Below are 23,693 nucleotides of genomic sequence, written 5' to 3' on the forward strand. Positions count from 1 at the left end.
AAATTATGATTCCTGTGAAAGTGGGAATCTTTTTTTTGGTAAATTGCTTGCTTAATTATATTATCATTTTGCTTCAAAATCCATCTGTTTTTCAAGTATATAACGCTTCAGCGGGTAGTGGTAAAACCTTTACTTTAGTAAAAGAGTATCTAAAGGTATTGCTACAATCTGAAGATGTTTTTCGTTTTCAAAAAATATTAGCAATTACGTTTACCAATAAAGCTGCTGGCGAAATGAAAGAACGTGTATTGCATAATTTGCAAGTTTTTTCAGAAGGAGAAAGCAATGATTTACTTGAAATTATTTTAGAAGAAACTTTACTAGATCGAATCGTTGTAAAAGAACGAAGCAAAAAAATATTAGACGAAATCCTTCGGAATTATGCTGCATTTTCAATTACTACGATTGATAGTTTTACACATAAAATAATCAAGAGCTTTGCTTACGATTTAGGGCTGCCGCTTAACTTTGAAGTTGAAATGGATGCGGGTTCGTTACTAAATGAGGCGGTAGATGTGCTCATTTCAAAAATAGGAACCGATGAAGCTTTAACAAAAATACTGATTGACTTTTCCCTCGATAAAGCAGATGACGATAAATCGTGGGATATTTCACGTGAACTAAACGAGTTTTCTAAAATCTTACTGAATGAAGATGATACAAAGCATTTTCGAAAATTAGCCAATAAACAACTTGCTGATTTTACCAACTTAAAAGCGAAGTTGTCCAAGCATCAAAAAGAAATAAAAAAGCGTTGGAAAGAAATTGGTGAGGAAGCCTTAAAAATAATAGAAGGAATGCAACTGGCGCATAACGATTTTTATCGTTCAATGTTGCCTAATCATTTTGTAGCACTGGCTCAAAACCCAGAAAAAGCAAAGTTTTTCGACCAAAGTGCTCTTCGAGAACGAATTGAAGAGAATAACTTTTATGCTAAATCAAAATCAGATGATGTAAAGACAGCTATTGAAGGAGTTTTGCCAGAACTCTTAAAGTTGTATACGGAGTCTGAACAAATGTATCAACAATTTTTAATGAATAATTTGGCTTTGAAAAGCCTTATTCCATTAGCGGTTTTAAATAACATCAACCAAGAACTTTCACATTTAAAAGAAGAGAATAATTTACGGTTAAACGCTGAGTTTAATCAGTTAATTTCTGATAATATTAAAGACCAACCAGCGCCATTTATTTATGAGCGAATAGGGCAGCGATTTATGCATTATTTTATTGATGAAATGCAAGATACGTCAATGCTGCAATGGCAAAATCTAATTCCGTTAATTGATAATGCGTTGGCGCAAGAAAATAGTAATTTACTATTAGTAGGTGATGGTAAACAGGCAATTTACCGCTGGCGAGGAGGAAAATCTGAGCAGTTTATAGGATTAGGGTCAGAGAAAGACAATCCGTTTCATGTTCCAAAAGAAGTAAAAACCTTAGAAACCAATTTTAGAAGTTATGCTGAGGTAATTAATTTTAACAATCAGTTTTTTCAACATACAGCAAACTTCTTACAAAATGAATCGTATAAACAATTGTTTGTTGATGGAAACAAACAGCTAGAGAATGCAAAAAAAGGAGGATTTGTATCACTTACTTTTTTAGATAAAGAAGAAGATAAAGAAGAGGAGTTGATAAAATACCCGAAGAAGGTATTAGAGGTTGTAAAAAATCTTTCAACTCAGTTTTCGTTGAATGAAATATGTATTTTAGTTCGTAAAAAGAAAGATGGAATTGCAGTTGCAAATTATCTGTCAGAAAACGGAATTGACATTATCTCTTCAGAGACTTTATTGTTAGAAAATAGCTCAAAAGTTAACTTTGTAATGGATGTGTTGCAGGTAATTCAACATCCGAATGATAAAGAAACTTGTCTTCAAGTGCTTTGTTTTTTACAAGAGCATTTAAAAGTTGCAAAAGCTAAACATTCTTTTATAGCTGAGTTGATACATCAACCCAACGAAATAATTTTTCAACAATTAAAAAGCTACGGAACTTCATTTGAGTTATCAACCTTTCATCAGCTGCCTTTTTATGAGAAAATAGAAGAAATTATTCGAGGTTTTCAATTAGTTACATCTTCAGATGCATATGTGCAGTTCTTTTTAGATGTTGTGTTGGAACAGCAAAGAAAGGGCACAAGTGTTCAAGAGTTTTTAGATTTTTGGTCAGAAAAAAAAGACAAGTTAAGTATTGTAGCTCCAGAAAGTGGAAATGCAGTGCAGGTTATGACGATTCATAAATCAAAAGGATTGGAATTTCCAGTAGTGGTTTTTCCATATGATTTAGATGTGTATAGACAAGTAAACCCTAAAGTTTGGTTAGATGAATTACCTGAGAGTTTTGACGGGTTTAAAGAATTGTTGATTCCTTTTGGTAAAGATTTAAATTATGTAAACGATCGAGGTTCCGAAATTTATCAGCAACAAAGAGAAGAATTAGAGTTAGATAATTTTAACTTGCTATATGTAGCGCTAACTAGAGCTGTAGAGCAATTATATGTTGTTACAGAAAAGAAAATATCATCTAAAGGAGAAGAAAATACTAACTTTTATTCTGGAGTCTTTATTAATTATCTAAAAGTTCAAGGTTTATGGGAAGAAGAACAGTTAGAGTATACTATTGGAAATCCTGAAAGAATGAGTGAACGTAAGGAAAATGTGAATGCTGCAGAAATTCAAGAAATGTTTATTTCTACACCATGGCAAGAACATAACATTCATATGTTGGCGAGTGCCTCTAAATTATGGGATACTGAACAGGGTAAAGCTATTGAATTTGGTAATTTGATTCATGAAATGATGGCAGAAATTATTACAAAAGACGATATTGAAAAGGTTGTTTATCGTTATGAACAACAAGGAATTTTGCCTCAAGAAAAATCATCTGAAGTAATAAAAAACATACAGCAAATCGTAAATCATCCAGAGCTGGAAAAATATTTTTCAGATAACGTTGTGGTGTTTAATGAAAGAGAAATTGTAGATATTGATAACCAAATTATAATTCCAGACAGGTTAGTTTTTGATTCAGAAAATCAAATTACAATTATTGATTATAAAACAGGGAAACCATTTAAAACCTATCATCAACAATTGTTGAAATACGAAAGAGTATTGAAAACAATGAATTTTAAGGTGCAAAAAAAACTGCTTGTATATATTGATGAAGAAATTTTGGTTGAAGAAGTTTAAAAACTAACTTTGACCTTTTTATAGCAAACAACTTTCAAACATAAATTATGTACGGAAAAATAAAAGAACAATTACAACAAGAAATCCAGGATATTAAAGATGCTGGATTGTATAAATCAGAACGTATCATTACCTCGTCTCAAGATGCTGTGATAAAAATTTCAACAGGAGAAGAAGTAATTAACTTTTGTGCCAATAATTATTTAGGGTTATCAAATAACCCAGAAGTAATTCAGGCAGCAAAAGATACTATGGATACACACGGCTTTGGAATGTCATCAGTACGCTTTATCTGTGGTACACAAGATATCCATAAGCAATTAGAGCAAAAGATAGCTGATTTTTATACCACAGAAGATACCATATTATATGCAGCAGCTTTTGATGCAAACGGAGGTGTTTTTGAACCACTTTTAACAAGTGAAGATGCAATTATTTCTGATAGTTTAAATCACGCATCTATCATTGACGGAGTTCGATTGTGTAAGGCGGCACGTTATAGGTATGACAACAATGATATGGCTTCTTTAGAGGAACAGTTAATTGAAGCAAACAAACAGGGACATCGTTTTAAAATTATTGTAACTGATGGTGTTTTCTCTATGGACGGAATTGTAGCAAAGCTTGATGAAATTTGTGATTTAGCAGATAAATATGACGCTATGGTGATGGTGGATGAATGTCATGCAGCTGGGTTTATTGGAAAAACGGGGCGTGGAACTGTAGAGTTGAAAAATGTAATGGATCGTGTAGATATTGTTACAGGAACCTTAGGTAAAGCACTTGGAGGAGCCATGGGAGGATATACTACAGGTAAAAAAGAAATTATTGAAATTTTACGTCAACGTTCACGTCCGTATTTATTTTCAAACTCATTAGCACCAGCAATTGTAGGAGCTTCATTAAAGGTATTTGATTTATTATCTAATGATACTACATTACGTGATAAATTAGAATGGAATACCAATTATTTTCGTAGTGAAATGGAAAAAGCAGGTTTCGATTTAGTAGGGGCTGATGCTGCTATTGTACCTGTAATGCTATACGATGCAAAATTGTCGCAAGTAATGGCAAATAAACTGTTAGATGAAGGTATTTATGTAATTGGCTTCTTTTACCCTGTAGTACCAAAAGAGCAAGCAAGAATTCGTGTGCAACTTTCAGCAGCACATGAAAAAGAGCATTTAGATAAGGCAATAAATGCATTTATAAAGGTGGGGAAAGAGTTGAACGTGATATAAATTAGTTATTCAAAAACTTGCATTTGTTGTAAGTTTTTGTAGATTTGTTTTTGTAAATAAGTTTTAACAACTTACATTTGCGTAATATATAAACGAACTTTTAATTTAAATTTTTAATAATGAAACAATTAAAATTAGCTGTGATGGCTTTATTTGCGTTTGCCGCAGTAAACGTTAGCGCACAGGATTCGAACAATCCTTGGGCAGTTGGTTTTGGAGTTAACGTTGTTGACTTTAATTATCCTTGGACTAATAATGTTCCTGTCGAAAAATTAGGTGCGGATTACATAGGTACTAGTGACTGGAATATCTTACCGTCAATTTCAAGAGTAACTGTTGATAGATACTTGAATGATGGTTTTACATTACAGTTAGCAGGATCGTTAAACAAAATCGAGACTGTTTATGAAGAGAATGATTCAGATATGCTTTACTGGGCAATTGATGCCAACGTTAAGTATGATCTAAACAATTTGTTTGGTCAAACTGGATGGTTTGATCCGTATATCTATGTTGGTGGAGGTTATACTTCTGTTGACGATGAAGGAGAAGGGATGTTAAATGGAGGTTTAGGATTTAATACTTGGTTTAACGATAACTTAGGATTAAACTTCCAATCAGGATATAAGCAAGAGTTTGCTGATAAAGTAATGAACCACTTCCAACACTCAGCTGGTTTAGTGTTTAGATTTGGAGGTAAAGATACTGACGGAGATGGAATCTATGATAAAGATGATGCATGTCCAGAAGTTGCTGGTTTAAAAGAATTCAACGGGTGTCCTGATACTGACGGAGACGGAATCAAAGATTCTGACGATGCATGTCCAGAAGTTGCTGGTTTAGCTGCTTTAAACGGATGTCCTGATGCAGATGGAGATGGTATTGCTGATAAAGATGATGCTTGTCCAACTGAAAAAGGAACTAAAGCTAACAACGGATGTCCTGATGCTGACGGAGACGGTGTTGTAGACGGAAAAGATAAGTGTCCTAACACTGCTGGTCCAGCTGCTAACAACGGATGTCCTTGGCCAGATACTGACGGAGACGGAGTATTAGACAAAGATGATAAATGTCCAAACGAAGCTGGTGTAGCATCTAACAACGGATGTCCAGAAGTAGTAATCAAAGAAGAAGCTGTTAAGCAATTAAACGAATTTGCAAGAGCTATCTACTTTAACTCAGGTAAATCTACTTTCAGAACTGGTACTACTGGTAAATTAGATTTAATCGCAGGAATTATGAAAGAGTATCCTAAGGCTAACTTTAGTATCCAAGGACACACTGATAGTTCAGGATCTAATACTTTAAACCAAAAATTATCAGAAAAAAGAGCTAAAGCTGTTTTAGATTATTTAGTTGCTAAAGGAGGAATCGCTGCTGATAGATTAACTTCTGCAGGTTTTGGTGAAGATTATCCAATCGCTGACAACAAAACTAGAGCTGGTAGAGCTGAAAACAGACGTGTTGAGATTAAATTAGTAAAATAATTTAATTACAATTATAACATCAATAAAGGCCTCACATTAGTGAGGCTTTTTTTTATGGAAAAATACTTCGAAAGGTTTTTTAAATTCCACTAAAAAAATTACCTTTGCACCTTGAAAAAATGAGTTAAAACTCATATAGTAAATAATATAACTTTAATTACATATAGTAATGTCTACAATAACAGGTAAAGTTTCTCAAATTATTGGTCCAGTAATCGATGTTGAGTTTAATACAGAAAACGCTGAATTGCCAAAGATTTATGATTCATTAGAAATTAAAAAAGCAGACGGTTCAACTTTAGTTTTAGAAGTTCAACAACATATTGGTGAAGATACAGTTCGTACTATTTCTATGGATGCAACTGATGGTTTACAAAGAGGGCAAGAAGTAATTGCTACTGGTAACCCAATTCAAATGCCAATAGGTAGCGATATCTACGGTCGTTTATTTAATGTAACAGGTGATGCAATTGATGGATTAGGAAATTTACCTAAAGAAGGTGAAGCTGGTTTACCAATTCACCGTCAAGCACCAAAGTTTGAAGAGTTATCAACTTCTACCGAAGTATTATTTACAGGGATTAAAGTAATCGATTTAATTGAACCTTACGCTAAAGGAGGTAAAATTGGATTATTTGGAGGAGCAGGAGTAGGAAAAACAGTATTAATTCAGGAGTTAATTAACAACATCGCAAAAGGACACGGAGGTTTATCTGTATTTGCAGGTGTAGGAGAAAGAACTCGTGAAGGAAACGATTTATTACGTGAGATGTTAGAATCTGGAATTATCAAATATGGTGATGATTTCATGCACTCTATGGAAGATGGAGGATGGGATTTATCTAAAGTTGATAAAGCTGGAATGAGAGATTCAAAGGCAACTTTCGTATTCGGTCAGATGAATGAGCCACCTGGAGCACGTGCTCGTGTAGCTTTATCTGGATTAACAATTGCTGAGTATTTCCGTGATGGAGCTGGTGAAGCTCAAGGAAAAGACGTATTATTCTTCGTAGATAATATCTTCCGTTTTACACAAGCAGGTTCTGAGGTGTCGGCATTATTAGGTCGTATGCCATCTGCGGTAGGTTACCAACCAACATTAGCAACAGAGATGGGAGCAATGCAAGAGCGTATTACTTCTACTAAGAAAGGATCTATTACATCTGTACAAGCGGTTTATGTACCTGCGGATGATTTAACGGATCCAGCACCAGCAACAACGTTTGCTCACTTAGATGCTACTACAGTATTATCTCGTAAGATTGCCGAGTTAGGTATTTACCCAGCGGTGGATCCATTAGATTCTACTTCAAGAATTTTAACTGCTGATATTTTAGGAGATGAGCACTATAACTGTGCACAAAGAGTAAAAGAAATTTTACAACGTTATAAAGAATTACAAGATATTATCGCAATTTTAGGTATGGAAGAATTATCTGAAGAAGATAAATTAGTAGTTCACAGAGCACGTCGTGTACAACGTTTCTTATCTCAACCATTCCACGTAGCAGAGCAGTTTACAGGAATACCAGGAGTATTAGTAGATATTAAAGATACTATTAAAGGATTCAACATGATTATGGATGGTGAATTAGATAAGTATCCTGAAGCAGCATTCAACTTAAAAGGATCGATTCAAGAAGCAATTGATGCTGGAGAAAAAATGTTAGCTGAAGCGTAATTAATTGCCTTAAGCAATAGCTTAAAGCCCTAAAGCATTAAAATATGTATTTAGAAATTGTAACACCAGAAGCTATCTTATTTTCATCAGAAGTTGATTCTGTAGTAGTACCAGGTGTAAATGGAGAATTCCAAATGTTAAATAATCACGCACCTGTGGTGTCTATTTTAAATGAAGGAAGAGTAAAAGTACATGTACATACTCAAGAGCATTTAGTTTTTGATGATTTACATGGAAGCATTGAAAGGTTGCCAGAAGATGATAAAGTTTTAACTTTAAAAATCAAATCAGGAACCATAGAAATGAAAGATAATAAAGTGATTATTCTTGCAGACTAATACATTTTATCATTATAAAATAAAAAGCAACCAAACTTGGTTGCTTTTTTTTATTCAATAAAGTATAGAACATTGAATTTAACTATCTTTGCAGTGATGAATGGAATATTTTTATTTATTGGAGGACCAGAGATTTTTGTAATCTTATTAATCGTAGTCATGTTGTTTGGAGCTGATAAAATCCCTGAAATAGCAAGAGGACTAGGAAAAGGAATGCGTCAAATTAAAGATGCAACAAATGACATTAAACGAGAGATTAATGACAGTGCAAAAAATCAAGGTATAGACACAGATTTTGTTAAAGATATAAACAACGAAATTAACGAAGTAAAAGATAATATTGATGATTTTACAGGCCCTATAAAAAGAAGCCGTTAAATCAAATAAAATTGACATAGTACGTAAGAACTATGTCAATTTTATTTTTGTAGTATTTTTTACTTGCTTCATTACAAACGAGCTTTGAATGTTCGAAATTACTTCTAATTGCGATAACTTTTTCAATACAAAATCTTGATATTCGTTCATGTCTTTTAAAACGACTTTTAGTAAGAAGTCATAGACACCAGCTATGTAAGAGACTTCTAAGATTTCATCTATTTTAGACATATACTCTTCAAACTCTTTAAATGCAGTTTCTTGATGTTTTACTAAGGTGACTTGACAATAAACAATTAAACTTTTGTCAATTGTTTCTAAGTTTACTAAAGCAATATATTTATCTATTATTCCGTTAGCTTCCATCTTTTTTACACGCTCATGAGTAGGCGTTATAGATAGATTTACTTTGCTAGCTAGTTGTTTTATAGATTGCTTACAGTCTTTTTGTAGTTCTTCTAAAAGTTTTTTATCTACACTATCTAGTTGATGCATGGTATGTTTTTCTGTTTTAAAGTGATTTTCAGAAGTTAAATAGAGATTTAATCTTTTTAAAATTTAAAAATAGGTGTTTTTTCTTTAATGATAGTGTTAGTGTAGTTTTTTATACTTTAATAATATATTTGTTAAGTGATTTAATACTATTTAAAGTAGTTAGATATGAGTAGAATAAAAGAAATTTATGATAGAATTAGTGATGCTTCATCACATTTTCTTGGGTATCCTTTAGCAAAGGACTTCAATTATAGTGAATTTGCACCTTTTTTAAACTTATGTATTAATAATGTAGGCGATCCAGAATCACCTTCTACTTTATCTATAGATACAAAAGATATAGAGCGAGAAGTAGTTGGCTTTTTTGCTAATATATTATCTTCCTCAACTAAAGATGTGTGGGGTTATGTAACCAATGGAGGAACAGAAGGAAATCTTTATGGCTTGTATTTAGCGAGAGAGAGTTTTAATAACCCTGTGGTTTATTATAGTGAGTCTACACATTATAGTGTAAAAAAGAATTTACACTTATTAAATTTAAAGAACATAGTTGTAAGAAGTCAAGATAATGGAGAAATCGATTATGAAGATTTAGAGAATCTTATAACATTACATAGGGATAAACCAGCAGTTTTCTTTTTAAATATAGGGACTACCATGACAGAAGCTGTTGATGACTTAGACAGAATTAAAGCAATTATTAAAAAGTATGCTATCAAAGATTATTACATTCATTGTGATGCTGCTTTTTTAGGATGTATAGCTCCTTTTGTTGATCCGAAACCTAAATTTGACTTTGCTGAAGGTATTGATAGTATTTCTATATCTGGACATAAGTTTATTGGCGGACCAATACCCTGTGGAATAGTTTTGGCAAAACGAAAACATAGAGATAGAATTGTAAATTCTGTTTCGTATGTAGGAACTTTAGATACAACTATTACAGGTTCAAGAAATGGATTAACTCCTTTATTATTGTGGGCTTTTATTGAAAAACATGGGAAAGAAGGATTAATCTCAAGAGCAAAAAAATCACAAGAGTTAGCGGCTTACACAGAACAAAAATTAAAAGAGATAGGTATTAATGCTTGGAGAAATAACGAAGCGCTAACAGTTGTATTAGATAAACCTTCAGATGTTTTGTGTAAAAAGTACCAGTTAGCTTCAGAAAATGATATGGCGCATATCATATGTGTTCCTGGTATCGAAAAATGGCAAATAGATGCTTTTATTGAAGACTATGCAAAAGAGTTATTTATTGCTGAAAGATTAACTCATAATTAAATCGATATCACATCCATAAAGTAAAAAAGCAAACCTTCGGGTTTGCTTTTGTCTTTTATAACACTCTGCTAATCGTTAATCCGTCTCGTATGGGTAGTAAAACGGTTTCTAAGCGACTATCTTCATTTAAGAGTCTATTGTATTCTAAAAGAATTTTAGTGTCTATATCTTTAGGGTCTAGTTCCTCAATTACTTTTCCACTCCAAAGTACATTATCTGATAGAATGATACCTCCTTTATTCATTTTTTCAATGATTAAATGAAAATAATTCACATAGTTAGATTTATCAGCATCGATAAATACTAAGTCAAATTTAGTGTCAATTGTAGGAATAATATCTATAGCATTTCCAACATATTGAGTTACTTGATCCCTGTATTCCGATTTTTGAAAATATTTGTGTTGCAATTCTTCCAATTCTTCATTTTTATCAATGGTATGAATCATACCGCCTTTTGCCAACCCTTCTGCTAAACATAAAGCAGAATACCCAGTATAAGTTCCAATTTCTAAAATTGACGTGGGTTGTACTAATTTAGAAATCATTGATAAAACCCTACCTTGAAAAGCACCACTTAGCATACGCGGATTTAATACTTTTTGCCAAGTTTCTCTGCTTAACTCCTGTAGTAGTTTAGGTTCAGCTTGAGAATGCTGAACAACATAATTATCTAGTTTTTCTGGTAAAAAGTGCATATGATTATTTTTTCTGGGGCAAAATTAAAAAAACGGAATTTATCGCTACAATAAATTCCGTTTCAATCTAACAAAAAATCAAAAATTGGTTATAAAAACCAAACTTGTTAATTAAAGTTATTTAATTGTTCTTTTAAATCCTCTTTTTCTTTTTTAGAGAAACAAGAGTTGTTTTTTTTACAATCGTCTGATTTTAATTTTAAAATATCAGATATTTTTCTGTTTTGTTTAGAGTATAAAATACAAATTTTACAAACTAGTAAATGCCAACTAAGTTGCATTCTTTCATATACTGACGCCTCACCATATTGACTTTTATCACAAATAGTAGTAGCTTCATCACATGTAATTTTAAAAAATTTAAACATCTTTTTACTTATTAAACCAGTTTTGCTCCATACAATTTCTTAGTTGTGTTCTTGCTCTATGTATCATTACCCATAGGTTTGACGGAGTAATATTTAGTTCCTTACAAATATCTTCTGTTTCAAATTGTTGAATAGTTTTCATTTTAAAAACCATTGCATATTTTTCAGGAAGACTATCAATACATTTATCTAGCTGATTTTTAAGTTCTTCATTTTCAATGTTCTTTTCAGCTTCATTGTTCCATGATTGAGGAACACGTTCTTCAATCCAATTTCCTTCGTTATCACCACTATCATAAAAGTTCATTCTAATTTCAGCTTGTCCTTTTTTAGAATTTATTTTTCGATAATAATCGATAATCTTTCTTTTTAAAATTGAAACCAACCAGGTTCTTTCGCTAGATTTTCCTTCAAAATTCTTTGCAGATTTTAATCCAGCAAAAAAGGTTTCCTGTACCAAATCTTTAGCAATATTTGAATTATTTACACGAGCAATTGCGTAATTAAACAAGTAGTCAGCATAGTTGTCTACCCATTTATCAGGAAATAAAATATTTGAAGGATTCGATTGGCTCATTTTTTCAAAGATAGGTTATTTTTTAATGAATGGGCTAACATAAATTCTACTCAATCCATTAGGATTTGTGTTTAAATACTTTTGAAACTCTGACAAAGTCATTTTTTTAGGAAGCACTTTAGGAATAGATGAACTACTAGAAGTAAAATACAATGTGTTAGTTTGTAAATCGACAAACGGGCAGTAGTCTAGTTTATTAGAGTTAATATTTGTTAAATGACTAGCAGGTAACCATTCGTTATTACTTCCTTTTTTACTGATGTACAAATCGCCTCTTCCTAAATCATCTTTTCTACCATAAGAAGTAAAAATGATAAAACTTTCATCAGGAGCTACAAAGGCATTAAATTCATACTTGTCTGAATTCACTCCAGAACTTAGTGGAGTTGGTTTAGTGTACTCTCCATTAACTAATCTACTAACATAAATATCTTCTTTTCCTTTGGTGTTGTCTTTGTATTCCGCAGTGAAAAATAAATCACCTTTTTCGGTTACTGAAGGATAAAATTCATCAGCATTTGTATTTACTGTAGTTCCAATATTTATGGGTTTCGACCATTTATCATACAAAGAGTTTCTGGTTACATACCATATATCCATATCATTTTTTACTTCTCCAGAGTTGCTATCTTTCCTGTTAGAAGCAAAAAAAAGTTGTAATCCGTTAGGAGAAAGGAAAGGCTCTAAGTCTTTATACTGTCCAGAAAAATTAACCACTTCAGGTTTTTGCCATTTTCCATTTATTTTTTTTGAATAAGCTATAAATGAATATTCTTTTAAGTAGCTTTCTACAGTAAAGTAAAACTCATCTTGATTTTTACTCATTGAAAAATCTCTGACATTTGGTAAACCGCTAAATAATTCTGGATGAAACAATTTAGATTCTTGAGCAAAACTGAAACAAGAAAAAAGTAAAAAAAATAAGCTAAGCTTTTTCATATAGTTATTGTTTATTGGCTTCACAATCATTTCTACGTCTCATATCTACTAAATAGATGATTTCCCATTTCCCATTATTGTTAAAAAGTTGAAATGAATTGGCTCCACAATGACTAAAATTATTGTTTAAATAAAATTCATAAGGAGTCCATACAGAAGCTAAATTCCCATCAATTTTTATATCCCACAATATTAGTTTTTCTAAATAAGTGTGTTCAGGTTTTTTATTAGCAATACTAGTTAGTAATTTGCTTTTATTTTCAGTGACTAATACATTTTTACCTTCTTTATTGGTAAATGTAGTTTGAATAGTAATTGTTGGATGTAAAGTAGTGTTTACAATCGAACTGTCTCCTTTATGCAAGCCTTCAAAAAAGGTTTCAATGGTGTTTTTTATAGCTTTCTTTTGAAGGTCTTCTTGAGCGTTTACAACAGTAGAAAGTACAAAAACAATAAGTAAAGTGAATATTTTTTGCATTTTAGTTTGATTTAGTAAAGTAAAGCTATTAAAAAAATATAGGGCGATAATTTAATTAACAGAAGATTAACGGCATTAAAAAAAAGGAATCAAAAAGGTTATAAAAATGTAATAAATAAAACCAGTGAATAATTGTGTATTTTTACAATCTATAAAACAAAAGAAATGTCAGTAGCAAAAAAACAATATAAAAGAATTACTACAAAGTCTCTTGTTGAGATGAAAGCTAACGGAGAAAAAATCTCGATGCTTACAGCATACGATTACACCATGGCAAAAATTGTTGATGGCGCAGGAATTGATGTGATTTTGGTTGGTGATTCTGCATCAAATGTAATGGCAGGTCATGAAACTACATTGCCTATTACTTTAGATCAAATGATTTACCATGCAAGTTCTGTTGTAAGAGGAATAGATCGTTGTTTGGTAGTAGTTGATTTACCTTTTGGTAGTTATCAATCTGACCCTAAAGAGGCATTACGTTCTGCTATTCGAATTATGAAAGAAAGTGGAGCACATTCGATTAAATTAGAAGGAGGAAAAGAAATTAAAGATTCTATTAAGCGAATTTTAAATGCTGGTATTCCAGTAATGGGGCACTTAGGATTAACTCCACAATCTATTTATAAATTTGGAACTTATACAGTAAGAGCAAAAGAAGAAGAAGAAGCAGAAAAATTAATGCAAGATGCTTTAATGTTAGAAAGATTAGGGTGTTTTGCAATAGTACTTGAAAAAGTACCAGCTAAGTTGGCTCAAAAAGTAGCAGAAGCATTAACAATTCCTGTAATAGGAATTGGCGCTGGTGGTGGAGTAGATGGTCAAGTATTGGTAATGCATGATATGTTAGGAATGACACATGAGTTCAATCCACGTTTTTTACGTAGATATTTAGATTTACATACCGAAATGACAAATGCTTTTGAACAGTTCATAGCTGATGTAAAAAGCAAAGACTTTCCAAACGAAAACGAACAATATTAATAATAAAAGTCTTCCTTTGGAAGGCTTTTTTGTTTTAGAAAAGAATATAAAAATGAAAATACTTCATTTAGATACAAACCATCCTTTACTATTAAACCAACTTCAAGAGTTAGGGTTTGAAAATCACGAAGATTATACTTCTACTAAATCAGAAATTGAAGCAAAAATTAATGAGTACGATGGAATTATAATTCGTAGTCGTTTTACAATTGATAAGCAGTTTTTAGACAAAGCAACAAACCTGAAGTTTATAGGACGAGTAGGTGCTGGTTTAGAAAATATTGATTGTGAGTATGCTGAAAACAAAGGAGTACGTTTGATATCAGCACCAGAGGGAAATCGAAATGCAGTAGGAGAGCATACCTTAGGAATGCTGCTTTCTTTATTTAATAAGCTTAATAAAGCAGATAAAGAAGTACGAGAAGGTAAATGGTTGCGAGAAGAAAATAGAGGTATCGAACTGGATGGAAAAACAGTTGGAATCATTGGTTATGGTAATATGGGGAAAGCCTTTGCCAAAAAACTTAGAGGATTTGATGTTGAAGTAATTTGTTACGATATTAAACCAGATGTAGGTGATGAAAATGCTCAACAAGTTTCTTTAGAAGAACTTCAAAAAAGAGTTGATGTTTTAAGTTTACACACCCCACAAACAGAACTTACCATGAAAATGGTGAATTCAGACTTTATTAATGGTTTTTTAAAACCATTTTGGTTGTTAAATACAGCTAGAGGAAAATCTGTAGTAACGAAAGATTTGGTTGAGGCTTTACAGTCAGGAAAAGTACTAGGAGCAGGATTGGATGTATTAGAATACGAGAAAAAATCGTTCGAAAATCTGTTTTCTGATCAAGAAATGCCAGAAGCTTTTAAATATTTAATCAATGCTGAAAATGTGTTGCTTTCTCCTCATGTAGCAGGTTGGACTATAGAAAGCAAGGAAAAACTAGCACAAACAATAGTTGATAAAATTAGAGAGAAATTTTGCTAACTTGTAGCTTTAAATTCATGTAACATGAAGTATGAAGCATCTACAGTAGAAGAATATATTTCTCAAATTCCTGAAGAACGTCAAGAAGTTTTACAAAAACTTCGAAATATAATTAAGGAAAACTTACCTGAAGGTTTTGAAGAAGGAATTAATTATAATATGATTGGGTATTATGTTCCTCATTCAAAATATCCTGATGGCTATCATTGTGATCCTAAACTTCCGCTGCCTTTTATGAATTTAGCTTCGCAGAAGAATTCAGTAAATTTATACCATAGTGGGATTTATGCTGAAAAAGAGTTACATGATTGGTTTGTAGCAGAATATCCTAAATATTCAAAAAGAAAATTAGATATGGGTAAAAGTTGTATTCGTTTTAAAAAGATGGACGATATACCATATGAATTAATTGCTGAACTCTGTACTAAAATGACTGTAGATAAATGGATTTCCATTTATGAATCAGCTGTAAAAAAGAAGTAAAATGAAGAAAAAAGGTAAAGTAACTGGTATAGGAGGTGTTTTTTTAAAACAGAAGATCCGAAAGCAACAAAAGATTGGTATAAAAATAACCTAGGTTTTAATACTGATGATTGGGGTTGTACGTTTTGGTGGAAAGACAATGAAGGAAAGAAAGCTTCTACACAATGGAGCCCGTTTGCAAAAGATACCAACTATTTTCAACCATCTAAAAAAGATTTTATGTTTAACTATCGAGTAGAAAATTTAGTTGAGTTATTAGAAGATCTTAAGAAAAAGGGAGTTACGGTAATTGATAAAATAGAAGAGTATGATTATGGGAAATTTGGCTGGATTTTAGATTTAGATGGAAATAAAATTGAGTTATGGGAACCAAAAGACGAAGCTTTTTTATAAATTTAGCACCGTCTAATAAATTAAAAATTAAAAAAATGGATGTAATTGATGAAAATGGGAATACTGTTCCTAATCAAGAAAGTAAACGAGTGTTAGCAGGTATCTTAGCTATTTTAATTGGATCAATTGGGATACATAAATTTGTGTTAGGGTATACCAAAGAAGGTATTATACAGATTATTGCTACAATTATAACTTGTGGATTTGCTGGAATTATTCCTTTTATAGAGGGAATAATTTATTTAACAAAATCAGATGATGATTTTATTGAAACGTATCAAGTAAATCATAGAGGTTGGTTCTAAACATTCTTTTTTAATTCTATACTATGTCTGAAAATAAGAACACGAATAATGGCTTAAATAAAGGGTTAGACAAAGCTAAAGAAGTTATGGATAACATAACAGAAGAAGCAAGTAGTTTAGCTGGAGAAGCAGGTGAGCATATTGTAGATATAGTAGAAGATGTAAAAGAAAAAGTTGAAGAAATTATTTCCGATGAATCAATTCAAAAAGCTAAGAAAAAGGCGAACGAATTAACAAACGAAGCTAAAGAAGTACTAGATGATATAACTGAAAAAGCTTCAGAAGTTGCAGGAGAAGCTAGTGAACACCTTGCTGATTTTGCTGAAGATGCTAAAGAAGAATTTCAAGAAACTAAAACCAAAACAAAAAGTTTGTTTCAACGACTTTTTGGAAAGAAATAATAAAAAAGCGCCTATTAGGCGCTTTTTTTATGAAATAATATTATTTGCTTTATTTGTTTTAATAATGGCTTGTTCGTTTTTCCAATCAATCCATTTTTGACCTTTAATACGACGCATTACATTATCTATTGTGCGCATAATAAATACATTATAAACAGCTTTTCCTAAGTTTTTAGGATTACGAGCAATAGCACGTAAACTCATTGAAAAACCAGGGGTAACATAGCGCATATAATGCCAGTATCCTTCAGGCATATACAAAACATTTCCGTGTTCTAATTCAGCAACATAACCTTTGGCATTTTTTAGTGCAGGCCACTTGTCAAAATCTGGATCGTTAAAATCAATGTCTTCGCGAGTAATTAACGAATGCGGAATTTTGTATAAGTATTTGTTTTGTTTTTGATCGAATAAAATACATTTCTTTTTTCCTTCAAAGTGAAAGTGAAAGATGTTAGCTAAGTCAATATCATAGTGCATGAACGTATACGAATCACGTCCACCAAAAAATAACATTGGTAAGCCTTTCATTAAGCTTAAACCAAAATCAGGAAATTTAAAATCTTTTTGTAATTGAGGTACTTCCTTTAAAATATTCCATAAGAAAATTCTAAATTTAGTAGGTTCTCGCCTTAACAAATCAACATACTCACTCATTTTCATGGTAGCATGAGGTTCGTTAAAACCATCTTTATAATCAACAGGTCTATCATCGTATAAAGGTACCGTTTTATCACCTGCTATTTCTTTCATATAATCTAAAGACCATTTAGAATATGCTGGCCAATCTTCAATAAAACGTTCGATAACCACAGGTTTTTGCGGTTTAAAATAATTCTTGATAAAGTCTTCCTTGGTAATTGTTTCGACTCTTTCAATTTGAGAAAGATTTAATCCCATAACATGTTGTTTAAAGGAGCAAAGTTAAGAAATCGTTACGACACTTTATTCTTAAATTTTTGGTATATTAAAGTTAATACAATGATTGAATTCTTTGAGGTTTTTTGGAGGTTATTATAGATGATGGTAAAGATTTAAAATCTATCGAAAACTGAAATAATTAGTTAAAAGTTTATTCTAAAACTTAAGTTTGGAGTAAATGGTAACGAATAAGTATTTACTTTTCTAACATTAGTTTCGCTGTTGTTATCTATAACATAGTAAGTGTTTATACTATTCTTTCTGTTAGTAATGTTAGTAAAACCAACTCTAACTGTTGATTTAATATTATTAGAAATATTGAATTGATAGCTTCCTGAAGCATTAACTCTAAAAAAGTTTCTTAATCTTTCTTTGTTAGGAGTGTCGTAGTTTACAACAGTTCTATCTCCATATTGTATAGTTTCGTTTCCTACTACAGGCGTCGTATATGGAGTTCCGTTTCGTAAAATTGTTCCAGCAGAGAGTCTAATCTTAGGGGTAATGCTGTAATTTAATGCAGCGCTTAAAGAATGGGTAATGTCTAAACTACTAGGAAATATGCTAGGAGAAAAAGTATTAAAAGTATAGTCGTTTTCTGCAAAAGTGTAGCTTAACCAAGTACTGATTTTTTTACTTTTTTTATTAATTAAGAATTCAACTCCCTTACTTTCATAACTACCAATAGAGTTTAATGTTTGCACATTGTTGTAAAAACCTTGATTAGCAGCTGTAATCCCATCAACAAATTTATAGAATCCAGTAAGATCTATTTGTAAGTTGTTTTTTGAAAATTCAGCACCAAAAGAAACCTGTTTACTTTTAATAATAGGGGTCTTATCATTGTCTGCTAATACCCATCTTCTTTTTTCTATCCCTAAAAAATTATCTTGAAAGTCCATTTTTTGGGTTGTTGTTTGATTTTTTAATTCTCCTTTTAATTTTAAATATAAGTTGTTAATTACTTTTTGTCTAACATTTATTCTAGGTTCAATTAAAAATTGATTAAAGTCATGGAAATAGTTAGCGCGTAAACCTAAACGAGCATACGTGTTTTTCTTTTTATATTCTAGTTCAGAAAAAATAGCAGATTTAAGTAATACATCCTTAACTGATTTGGTATAAGAAGGAGCGTTTACAGTAGTTTTATTAGCAATTCCTATTTCGTTAAAAACAGCTCCATTTGTAAAATTTAAAATGTCAGAAAATTGATACTTAGTAAGTAGTTTTATTTCGGTTTCTAATACATTATTGAATTGTGTTTGCAGCTGATTAGAATCTATGTTAAAGTCTGAAGAGTTAATGGTGTACTCAGATAAAAAAGTAGATAATTCAGAAGAAAAACGATTATTCCAATTAGTTTTCCATGTAATATTAGCTCCTAAATTTTCTTGTTTTAGTAAGCTGTTTTCTTCAAAAGTTGTATTTTCAGAAGTATATTCTTCAGTGTAGTCTAAGTTGTTTTTAATGTTTATTAAATTAGCTCTTAAAGAGTGTTTGTTATTAATATCATATAAAACCTTAAAAGAGTAATCGTAAAAGTAAAAGTTGGTAGTAGTTTTATGTTCTTTGTTTGAAGCAATAGAGTTTTCTTGAAAACTTCTATCAAAGTAATTGTTGTAAGTTGGTGTATTTAGTATATCGGTAAAAGATCGTCTTGCTGAAGCGTGAATTTCTAATTTATTAGAAATAGGAACGTGTATAAAAGCATCTCCGCTTAGTAAATTAAAACCACCACCTCCAGAAAATCTACGTGTAATTTCATTGTCGGTCAGCATATTTACAGTACTAGAAACACCGTCGCTAAATTGTGAACTAGTACCGTTTTTTATTACAGTAGCTTTTTTAGTCAGATAGGGATTGTAAGCAGAAATCAGTCCAAAAAAATGACCTGTGTGATACATTTTTATTCCATCCCACAGCATAAGGTTTTGATCGTTTGTACCCCCACGAACGTTAATGTTAGCGATACTTTCATTTACACTTTCAATACCAGGTAATACTTTTATAGTTTTTAAAATATCAGGTTCTATTAGTCCAGGAAGAATCCCAAATTTTTTAGAGTTTAATGTTGTACTTCCATCAATGTTTTTTTGTAACCCTGCTGTTAAAAAATTAGGAATGATAATTTCTGAAAGTTCTTCTGAAAGTTCATTTAGGCCAATTTCTTTACACGGAGTTTCAAAAAGTTCTTCAACGGGCAAGGTAATTGAATTATATCCGATATAAGAAATTGTAGCCGTTGAATTAATAGGAACTTTTTTTAAAACAAAATCTCCATTATAGCTTGTACTAGTTCCTATATTGCTGTTGTTAATTATAATTGAAGCTAAGGTAAGTGGTTCAAGAGTTTGCGAGTCTATCACTTTTCCGCAGATGGTTATTTTCTTATCTAAAAAAGAAACTGTTATAAATCGATCGTTTAAAACTTTAAAATTAAATAACGTAGTACTATTTAGATAATCAATCACCTCGCTTAAAGACAAGTTTTTTTGAGGAGTAGTAATAACATTTCCTTTTAAATCCTTATCAGAATAAGTAAATTTAACATCGTGTTGTTTTTCTATTTCAACCAAAAAACTTTTAAGTTCAATTTTGTTTTGCGCTTTTATAGTTAGTGAAAGGAGAAAAATAAAAACAAGGCTAAGTTTCTTACTTATCATATTTATAAATAGTAATTATTTTTCCTTCTATTTTGTACGATAATTGTAAAGGAATTGTAATTGCTTGAAGAGCGACATTTAAGTCGTTATGAGTAAAACCACCAGTGTAAAGCTGTTCAAGGTTTATATCTTTAGTTTTTACAGTATAATCGTATTGGTTTTGTAATTCGTCTAAAATCAGTTTAAGCGGCACACTTTTAAAATTCGATTCTTTCTGCAACCAAGACTTATTGGTAAGGTTAAAAGTGTTTAGAGTGTCTGTTTGTCCATTAATTACCTTAAATATATTCCCTTTCGCTAATTTAACTAATGTGTCTTGGTATTGTACACTAACTAAACCTTCAAAAGTTTTTACTTCAAAATAGTTGGCTCTTTCTTTTACGTTAAATTGAGTTCCGAGTACGGTAACTTTTCCAATAGAAGTATTTACCGTAAATGATTTCCCTTTTTTTACTTTAAAGTAAGCCTCGCCTTTAAGGTGTATACTTCTATTATCTTCCCATTTCTTTTTGTTGAATGAAATAGTAGAATTAGCATTTAAAATTACTTCAGATTCATCTGGTAAATTAAATGTTTTTGTTTCTGCAAATTGTGTGTCATAGTTTGTAGTTCCATTAAAAAACAAGAAGTATGAAGAAACTAATAAAACTACTATTGTAGCAGCATATTGGTAAAATCTTTTATAATTGAATGAAACGACTTTTCCTTTTTTGGTAGTAGTCGCTTTTTTAAGTTCAAACTCCTTAAAGGTTTTGTCTATATCTATGGTTGGTGTTTCTATCTGAGAAGAGTAATGTGCTATTTTTTCAAGATTTTTGAAATTAGGGTCTTGTTTTAATAACGATAGTTCCTCTTCAGAGATTTCTCCGTTTAACCATTTTAGTATATATTTTTCATCTTTCATTTTTGTACTTAACTAACTTTTAGACAATAAAGAAGTAAATTTCCCTACCCTTATAACAAATCTATTTTTGATCTCAGTTTTTTTAAGGCTGATGACATCCTTTTTTCTACTGCTTTTTGAGAAATATTTAATAATTCAGCTATTTCTCTATACTTTTTACCATCTATTCTATTCATTAAAAAAACCTCTCGTTCAGCTTCAGTTAAACCTTCAATTGCTTTTTTAAGTTTATGTTTAAACTCTTCTTCTTCTAATAAATATTCAGGACTTTGATTGTTAATATCAATATAAGGCGAGCTTTTAGCATAATTTAAAACAACCTTTTCATGTTTTAAACTGTTTAAAAAAAGGTTATTTACACTCGTAAATAAGTACGATTTGGCTTTGTCATATGATATTTCAGAACATTTTTCCCACATTTTTAAAAAAACTTCTTGTATCAAATCCAGAGCAGTATCTTTATCTCCCGATTTATAATGTGAGAAGTTAGTAATAAACTGAATATTAGATTTGTAGAATTCGTTAAAATCTTCTTCGTTACAAAGTGATTTTTTAGTCATGCAATTTGTTTTTTTGGGGAATTAAAAATAAAAAATCAAAAACAAAAGTAGGGTAAAATGTTTTATAGTTTTCTAAATGATAGAAACGTTCTAAAAATAAATAGAAATGTTTTAAAGATAAAAAGATAACAAAGGATAAAAATATTTAAAATGAAAACGATTAAATTATTAGGAGTATTTGCATTCATAGCCTTAGTTGGTTTTACTTCTTGTCAATCTGAAGAAAACGAACAAATAGGAATTAATCCTAACGCAATTACACCAACTTCAGAACTTGCAAGAAAAATTAAAAGAACAGGGATGAACGATGGGGCTAAAGATGATTTTTTAGATAGAAACTCATGTGCAGAATTAATATTTCCTATTGTTGCAACTGTAAATGGCCTTGAAATAACTATAAACAATGAAGCTGATTATGAACTAGCTGTAGAAATAATGGATGAGTTTAATGATGATGACGATACAGTAGCATTCAACTTTCCAATAACAGTAAAACTGAGTGATTATTCAGAAATAGTTATTTCATCACAAGAAGAGTTTGAAGACTTAAACCAAGAATGTGATAATGCTTCTGATGATATGGAAAGCGCAATTTCTTGTGCAAAAGTAGATTTTCCAATTTCAATATTAACTTATGATGTTAATTTAGAACAAACAGGAACTGTAGTTGTAGAATCGGAACAACAATTATACGGTTTTGTGGATGATTTAGAAGATTCGGATAAATTATTCTCTATAAAATACCCAATTACAGTAACATTAAGCAACGGAACTTCTGTGCAAATTAATGATGATTCTGAATTTGAAGATGCACTAGAAGAGTGTACTGCTTATGAGGCAGAAGAAGAATTAGCAGAAGAAAAAGCAGAAGAAGTAGAAGGTATTGTTAGTAAAGCTACTTTTATAGTTGAAAGTTTTGTTACAGGTGGTGTAAATATAGCAGAAGATTTTGCTGAATATACTATAGAATTTACAAACGAAGAAAAATTGATAGCAAGAAATACTGTTAATACAGCCTTAGAAAATATTGAAGGAGAATATGATGTAGATTCTGATACAAGAGTGCTTTTAGAGCTAGATTTTACAAATGAAACTGTGTTTAGTGTTTTAAATAATGAATGGGTTGTAACCGCTTATACAAGTAGTTTGTTAACATTACAAAGCAAAACAGATTCATCAATTATACTTGAGTTAAAGAGACTGTAGGTTAGTTTTCTCCGTAGTAGTTAATGTAATTTATGGTTATCGCAAATAAGTGATAGCCATAAAAACTTAAGATAGTATAGAGTTTACTAGTTTTATTTTCAATTTTATAAATTTGTAGTATATTAAAGTTACTACAATGATTGAATTATCTGAATCTTTTTGGAATAATAAATATTTGAATGATAAAACAGGATGGGATTTAGGAGAAATTTCTAATCCGTTAAAAGAATATTTTGATCAATTAAAAGATAAAAATCTTCGAATTTTAATACCCGGTGGAGGGAATTCGTATGAAGCAGAGTATTTGTTTAGTTTAGGTTTTTCAAATGTTTTTGTGGTTGATATTGCTGAAGAACCTTTAAAGAGAATTCAAAAAAGAGTTCCTAATTTTCCTAAGGAAAATCTTATTCATGCTAACTTTTTTGAATTAGAAGGTGTTTTTGATTTAATTATAGAGCAGACTTTTTTCTGTGCTATCAATCCAGAATTACGACCAGACTATGCACAAAAAGTAAATGAATTATTAACCGGTAGGGGAAAACTAGTAGGTTTATTATTTGATGCAATACTAAATGAAGACCATCCACCTTTTGGAGGGAGTAAAAGAGAGTATGAAGAATATTTTACACCGTATTTTAAAGGAAGTATGGAGCCTTGTTATAATTCGTCAGAAAGCAGACAAGGAATGGAATTATTTATAAAAATGATAAAAAAATAGCCATCAA

The 23,693-nt window shown here is 31.0% G+C and carries 24 protein-coding genes and 1 pseudogene; 15 read left to right on the top strand and 10 right to left on the bottom strand.

Features of this window, described 5'->3' with window-relative positions; all coding sequences use genetic code 11:
- Positions 1 to 5: 5 nt before the first annotated feature.
- The 6 genes from N534_RS0108825 to N534_RS0108850 all read left to right on the top strand — a co-directional run bounded on the left by N534_RS0108825 (position 6) and on the right by N534_RS0108850 (position 8,322).
- On the top strand, positions 6 to 3,197 hold the full coding sequence (locus tag N534_RS0108825; RefSeq protein WP_081728305.1) for an exodeoxyribonuclease V subunit beta: 3,192 nt from the start codon (positions 6 to 8) through the stop codon (positions 3,195 to 3,197).
- Positions 3,198 to 3,244: 47 nt separating this feature from the next.
- Positions 3,245 to 4,438: a glycine C-acetyltransferase gene (gene kbl, locus N534_RS0108830; RefSeq protein ID WP_028892141.1), complete on the top strand. Its 1,194-nt coding sequence runs from the start codon at positions 3,245 to 3,247 to the stop codon at positions 4,436 to 4,438.
- A gap of 119 nt (positions 4,439 to 4,557) precedes the next feature.
- Positions 4,558 to 5,925 (top strand): OmpA family protein, encoded by a 1,368-nt coding sequence (locus tag N534_RS0108835; protein WP_028892142.1) that lies wholly within the window; start codon positions 4,558 to 4,560, stop codon positions 5,923 to 5,925.
- Positions 5,926 to 6,094: 169 nt separating this feature from the next.
- Positions 6,095 to 7,606: a F0F1 ATP synthase subunit beta gene (gene atpD, locus N534_RS0108840; protein ID WP_028892143.1), complete on the top strand. Its 1,512-nt coding sequence runs from the start codon at positions 6,095 to 6,097 to the stop codon at positions 7,604 to 7,606.
- A gap of 44 nt (positions 7,607 to 7,650) precedes the next feature.
- Complete coding sequence (locus N534_RS0108845; RefSeq protein WP_028892144.1) at positions 7,651 to 7,944, top strand: F0F1 ATP synthase subunit epsilon; 294 nt, start codon at positions 7,651 to 7,653, stop codon at positions 7,942 to 7,944.
- A 96-nt stretch (positions 7,945 to 8,040) separates the two neighbouring features.
- Positions 8,041 to 8,322 (top strand): twin-arginine translocase TatA/TatE family subunit, encoded by a 282-nt coding sequence (locus N534_RS0108850; protein ID WP_028892145.1) that lies wholly within the window; start codon positions 8,041 to 8,043, stop codon positions 8,320 to 8,322.
- Positions 8,323 to 8,352: 30 nt separating this feature from the next.
- Here the strand turns inward: N534_RS0108850 and N534_RS0108855 are convergent, their stop codons facing one another.
- Positions 8,353 to 8,817, bottom strand: a complete 465-nt coding sequence (locus N534_RS0108855) for an Lrp/AsnC family transcriptional regulator (protein WP_028892146.1) — start codon at positions 8,815 to 8,817, stop codon at positions 8,353 to 8,355.
- Between the two features lie 165 nt (positions 8,818 to 8,982).
- Here N534_RS0108855 and N534_RS0108860 point away from each other — a divergent pair, with 165 nt between their 5' ends.
- A complete protein-coding gene (locus N534_RS0108860) occupies positions 8,983 to 10,101 on the top strand; it encodes a histidine decarboxylase (RefSeq protein WP_028892147.1) in 1,119 nt (372 codons plus the stop codon).
- Positions 10,102 to 10,156: 55 nt separating this feature from the next.
- On the opposite strand, the gene N534_RS0108865 is transcribed toward N534_RS0108860, so the two are convergent.
- The 5 genes from N534_RS0108865 to N534_RS0108885 form a co-directional block, all read right to left on the bottom strand.
- Complete coding sequence (locus N534_RS0108865) at positions 10,157 to 10,798, bottom strand: O-methyltransferase (protein WP_028892148.1); 642 nt, start codon at positions 10,796 to 10,798, stop codon at positions 10,157 to 10,159.
- Between the two features lie 107 nt (positions 10,799 to 10,905).
- Positions 10,906 to 11,166, bottom strand: a complete 261-nt coding sequence (locus tag N534_RS0108870; protein WP_028892149.1) for a hypothetical protein — start codon at positions 11,164 to 11,166, stop codon at positions 10,906 to 10,908.
- A 4-nt stretch (positions 11,167 to 11,170) separates the two neighbouring features.
- Positions 11,171 to 11,743, bottom strand: a complete 573-nt coding sequence (locus N534_RS0108875; protein WP_028892150.1) for a sigma-70 family RNA polymerase sigma factor — start codon at positions 11,741 to 11,743, stop codon at positions 11,171 to 11,173.
- Positions 11,744 to 11,758: 15 nt separating this feature from the next.
- On the bottom strand, positions 11,759 to 12,682 hold the full coding sequence (locus N534_RS0108880) for a PD40 domain-containing protein (RefSeq protein ID WP_038005927.1): 924 nt from the start codon (positions 12,680 to 12,682) through the stop codon (positions 11,759 to 11,761).
- A gap of 4 nt (positions 12,683 to 12,686) precedes the next feature.
- Positions 12,687 to 13,160, bottom strand: coding sequence for a nuclear transport factor 2 family protein (locus tag N534_RS0108885; protein WP_028892152.1), 474 nt, complete (start codon positions 13,158 to 13,160; stop codon positions 12,687 to 12,689).
- A 165-nt stretch (positions 13,161 to 13,325) separates the two neighbouring features.
- Between N534_RS0108885 and panB the strand changes: the two genes are divergently transcribed.
- From panB to N534_RS0108915, 6 genes and pseudogenes are all read left to right on the top strand, one after another.
- Complete coding sequence (gene panB, locus N534_RS0108890; RefSeq protein ID WP_028892153.1) at positions 13,326 to 14,144, top strand: 3-methyl-2-oxobutanoate hydroxymethyltransferase; 819 nt, start codon at positions 13,326 to 13,328, stop codon at positions 14,142 to 14,144.
- Positions 14,145 to 14,196: 52 nt separating this feature from the next.
- Positions 14,197 to 15,135 (top strand): 2-hydroxyacid dehydrogenase, encoded by a 939-nt coding sequence (locus tag N534_RS0108895; RefSeq protein ID WP_028892154.1) that lies wholly within the window; start codon positions 14,197 to 14,199, stop codon positions 15,133 to 15,135.
- Between the two features lie 24 nt (positions 15,136 to 15,159).
- A complete protein-coding gene (locus N534_RS0108900) occupies positions 15,160 to 15,618 on the top strand; it encodes a DUF1801 domain-containing protein (RefSeq protein ID WP_028892155.1) in 459 nt (152 codons plus the stop codon).
- 1 nt (position 15,619) lies between these two features.
- A pseudogene (locus N534_RS14655) lies at positions 15,620 to 16,011 on the top strand (VOC family protein).
- Positions 16,012 to 16,046: 35 nt separating this feature from the next.
- The gene (locus N534_RS0108910) at positions 16,047 to 16,316 is read left to right on the top strand and encodes a TM2 domain-containing protein (RefSeq protein ID WP_028892156.1); all 270 of its coding nucleotides are present in this window, start codon (positions 16,047 to 16,049) and stop codon (positions 16,314 to 16,316) included.
- A 23-nt stretch (positions 16,317 to 16,339) separates the two neighbouring features.
- On the top strand, positions 16,340 to 16,717 hold the full coding sequence (locus tag N534_RS0108915) for a hypothetical protein (protein ID WP_028892157.1): 378 nt from the start codon (positions 16,340 to 16,342) through the stop codon (positions 16,715 to 16,717).
- Between the two features lie 27 nt (positions 16,718 to 16,744).
- Here the strand turns inward: N534_RS0108915 and N534_RS0108920 are convergent, their stop codons facing one another.
- The 4 genes from N534_RS0108920 to N534_RS0108940 all read right to left on the bottom strand — a co-directional run bounded on the left by N534_RS0108920 (position 16,745) and on the right by N534_RS0108940 (position 21,762).
- The gene (locus tag N534_RS0108920) at positions 16,745 to 17,617 is read right to left on the bottom strand and encodes a cupin-like domain-containing protein (RefSeq protein WP_028892158.1); all 873 of its coding nucleotides are present in this window, start codon (positions 17,615 to 17,617) and stop codon (positions 16,745 to 16,747) included.
- A 164-nt stretch (positions 17,618 to 17,781) separates the two neighbouring features.
- Positions 17,782 to 20,298 carry a carboxypeptidase-like regulatory domain-containing protein gene (locus tag N534_RS0108930; protein WP_028892159.1) on the bottom strand — a complete coding sequence of 839 codons (2,517 nt, stop codon included), beginning with the start codon at positions 20,296 to 20,298 and terminating at the stop codon, positions 17,782 to 17,784.
- Positions 20,288 to 21,202: a FecR family protein gene (locus N534_RS0108935; protein WP_028892160.1), complete on the bottom strand. Its 915-nt coding sequence runs from the start codon at positions 21,200 to 21,202 to the stop codon at positions 20,288 to 20,290. Before N534_RS0108935 ends, N534_RS0108930 begins: the two co-directional genes overlap by 11 nt.
- A 50-nt stretch (positions 21,203 to 21,252) precedes the next feature.
- Positions 21,253 to 21,762, bottom strand: coding sequence for an RNA polymerase sigma factor (locus N534_RS0108940; protein ID WP_028892161.1), 510 nt, complete (start codon positions 21,760 to 21,762; stop codon positions 21,253 to 21,255).
- Positions 21,763 to 21,912: 150 nt separating this feature from the next.
- On the opposite strand from N534_RS0108940, the gene N534_RS0108945 reads away from it, so the two are divergent.
- Both N534_RS0108945 and N534_RS0108950 read left to right on the top strand, forming a co-directional pair.
- Complete coding sequence (locus N534_RS0108945; RefSeq protein WP_028892162.1) at positions 21,913 to 22,968, top strand: hypothetical protein; 1,056 nt, start codon at positions 21,913 to 21,915, stop codon at positions 22,966 to 22,968.
- A 139-nt stretch (positions 22,969 to 23,107) separates the two neighbouring features.
- On the top strand, positions 23,108 to 23,686 hold the full coding sequence (locus tag N534_RS0108950) for an SAM-dependent methyltransferase (protein ID WP_028892163.1): 579 nt from the start codon (positions 23,108 to 23,110) through the stop codon (positions 23,684 to 23,686).
- The last annotated feature ends 7 nt before the right edge of the window (positions 23,687 to 23,693 follow it).

The sequence above is a fragment of the Tenacibaculum sp. 47A_GOM-205m genome, from assembly GCF_000518405.1.
In the GTDB taxonomy this organism is placed as follows: domain Bacteria; phylum Bacteroidota; class Bacteroidia; order Flavobacteriales; family Flavobacteriaceae; genus Polaribacter; species Polaribacter lutimaris.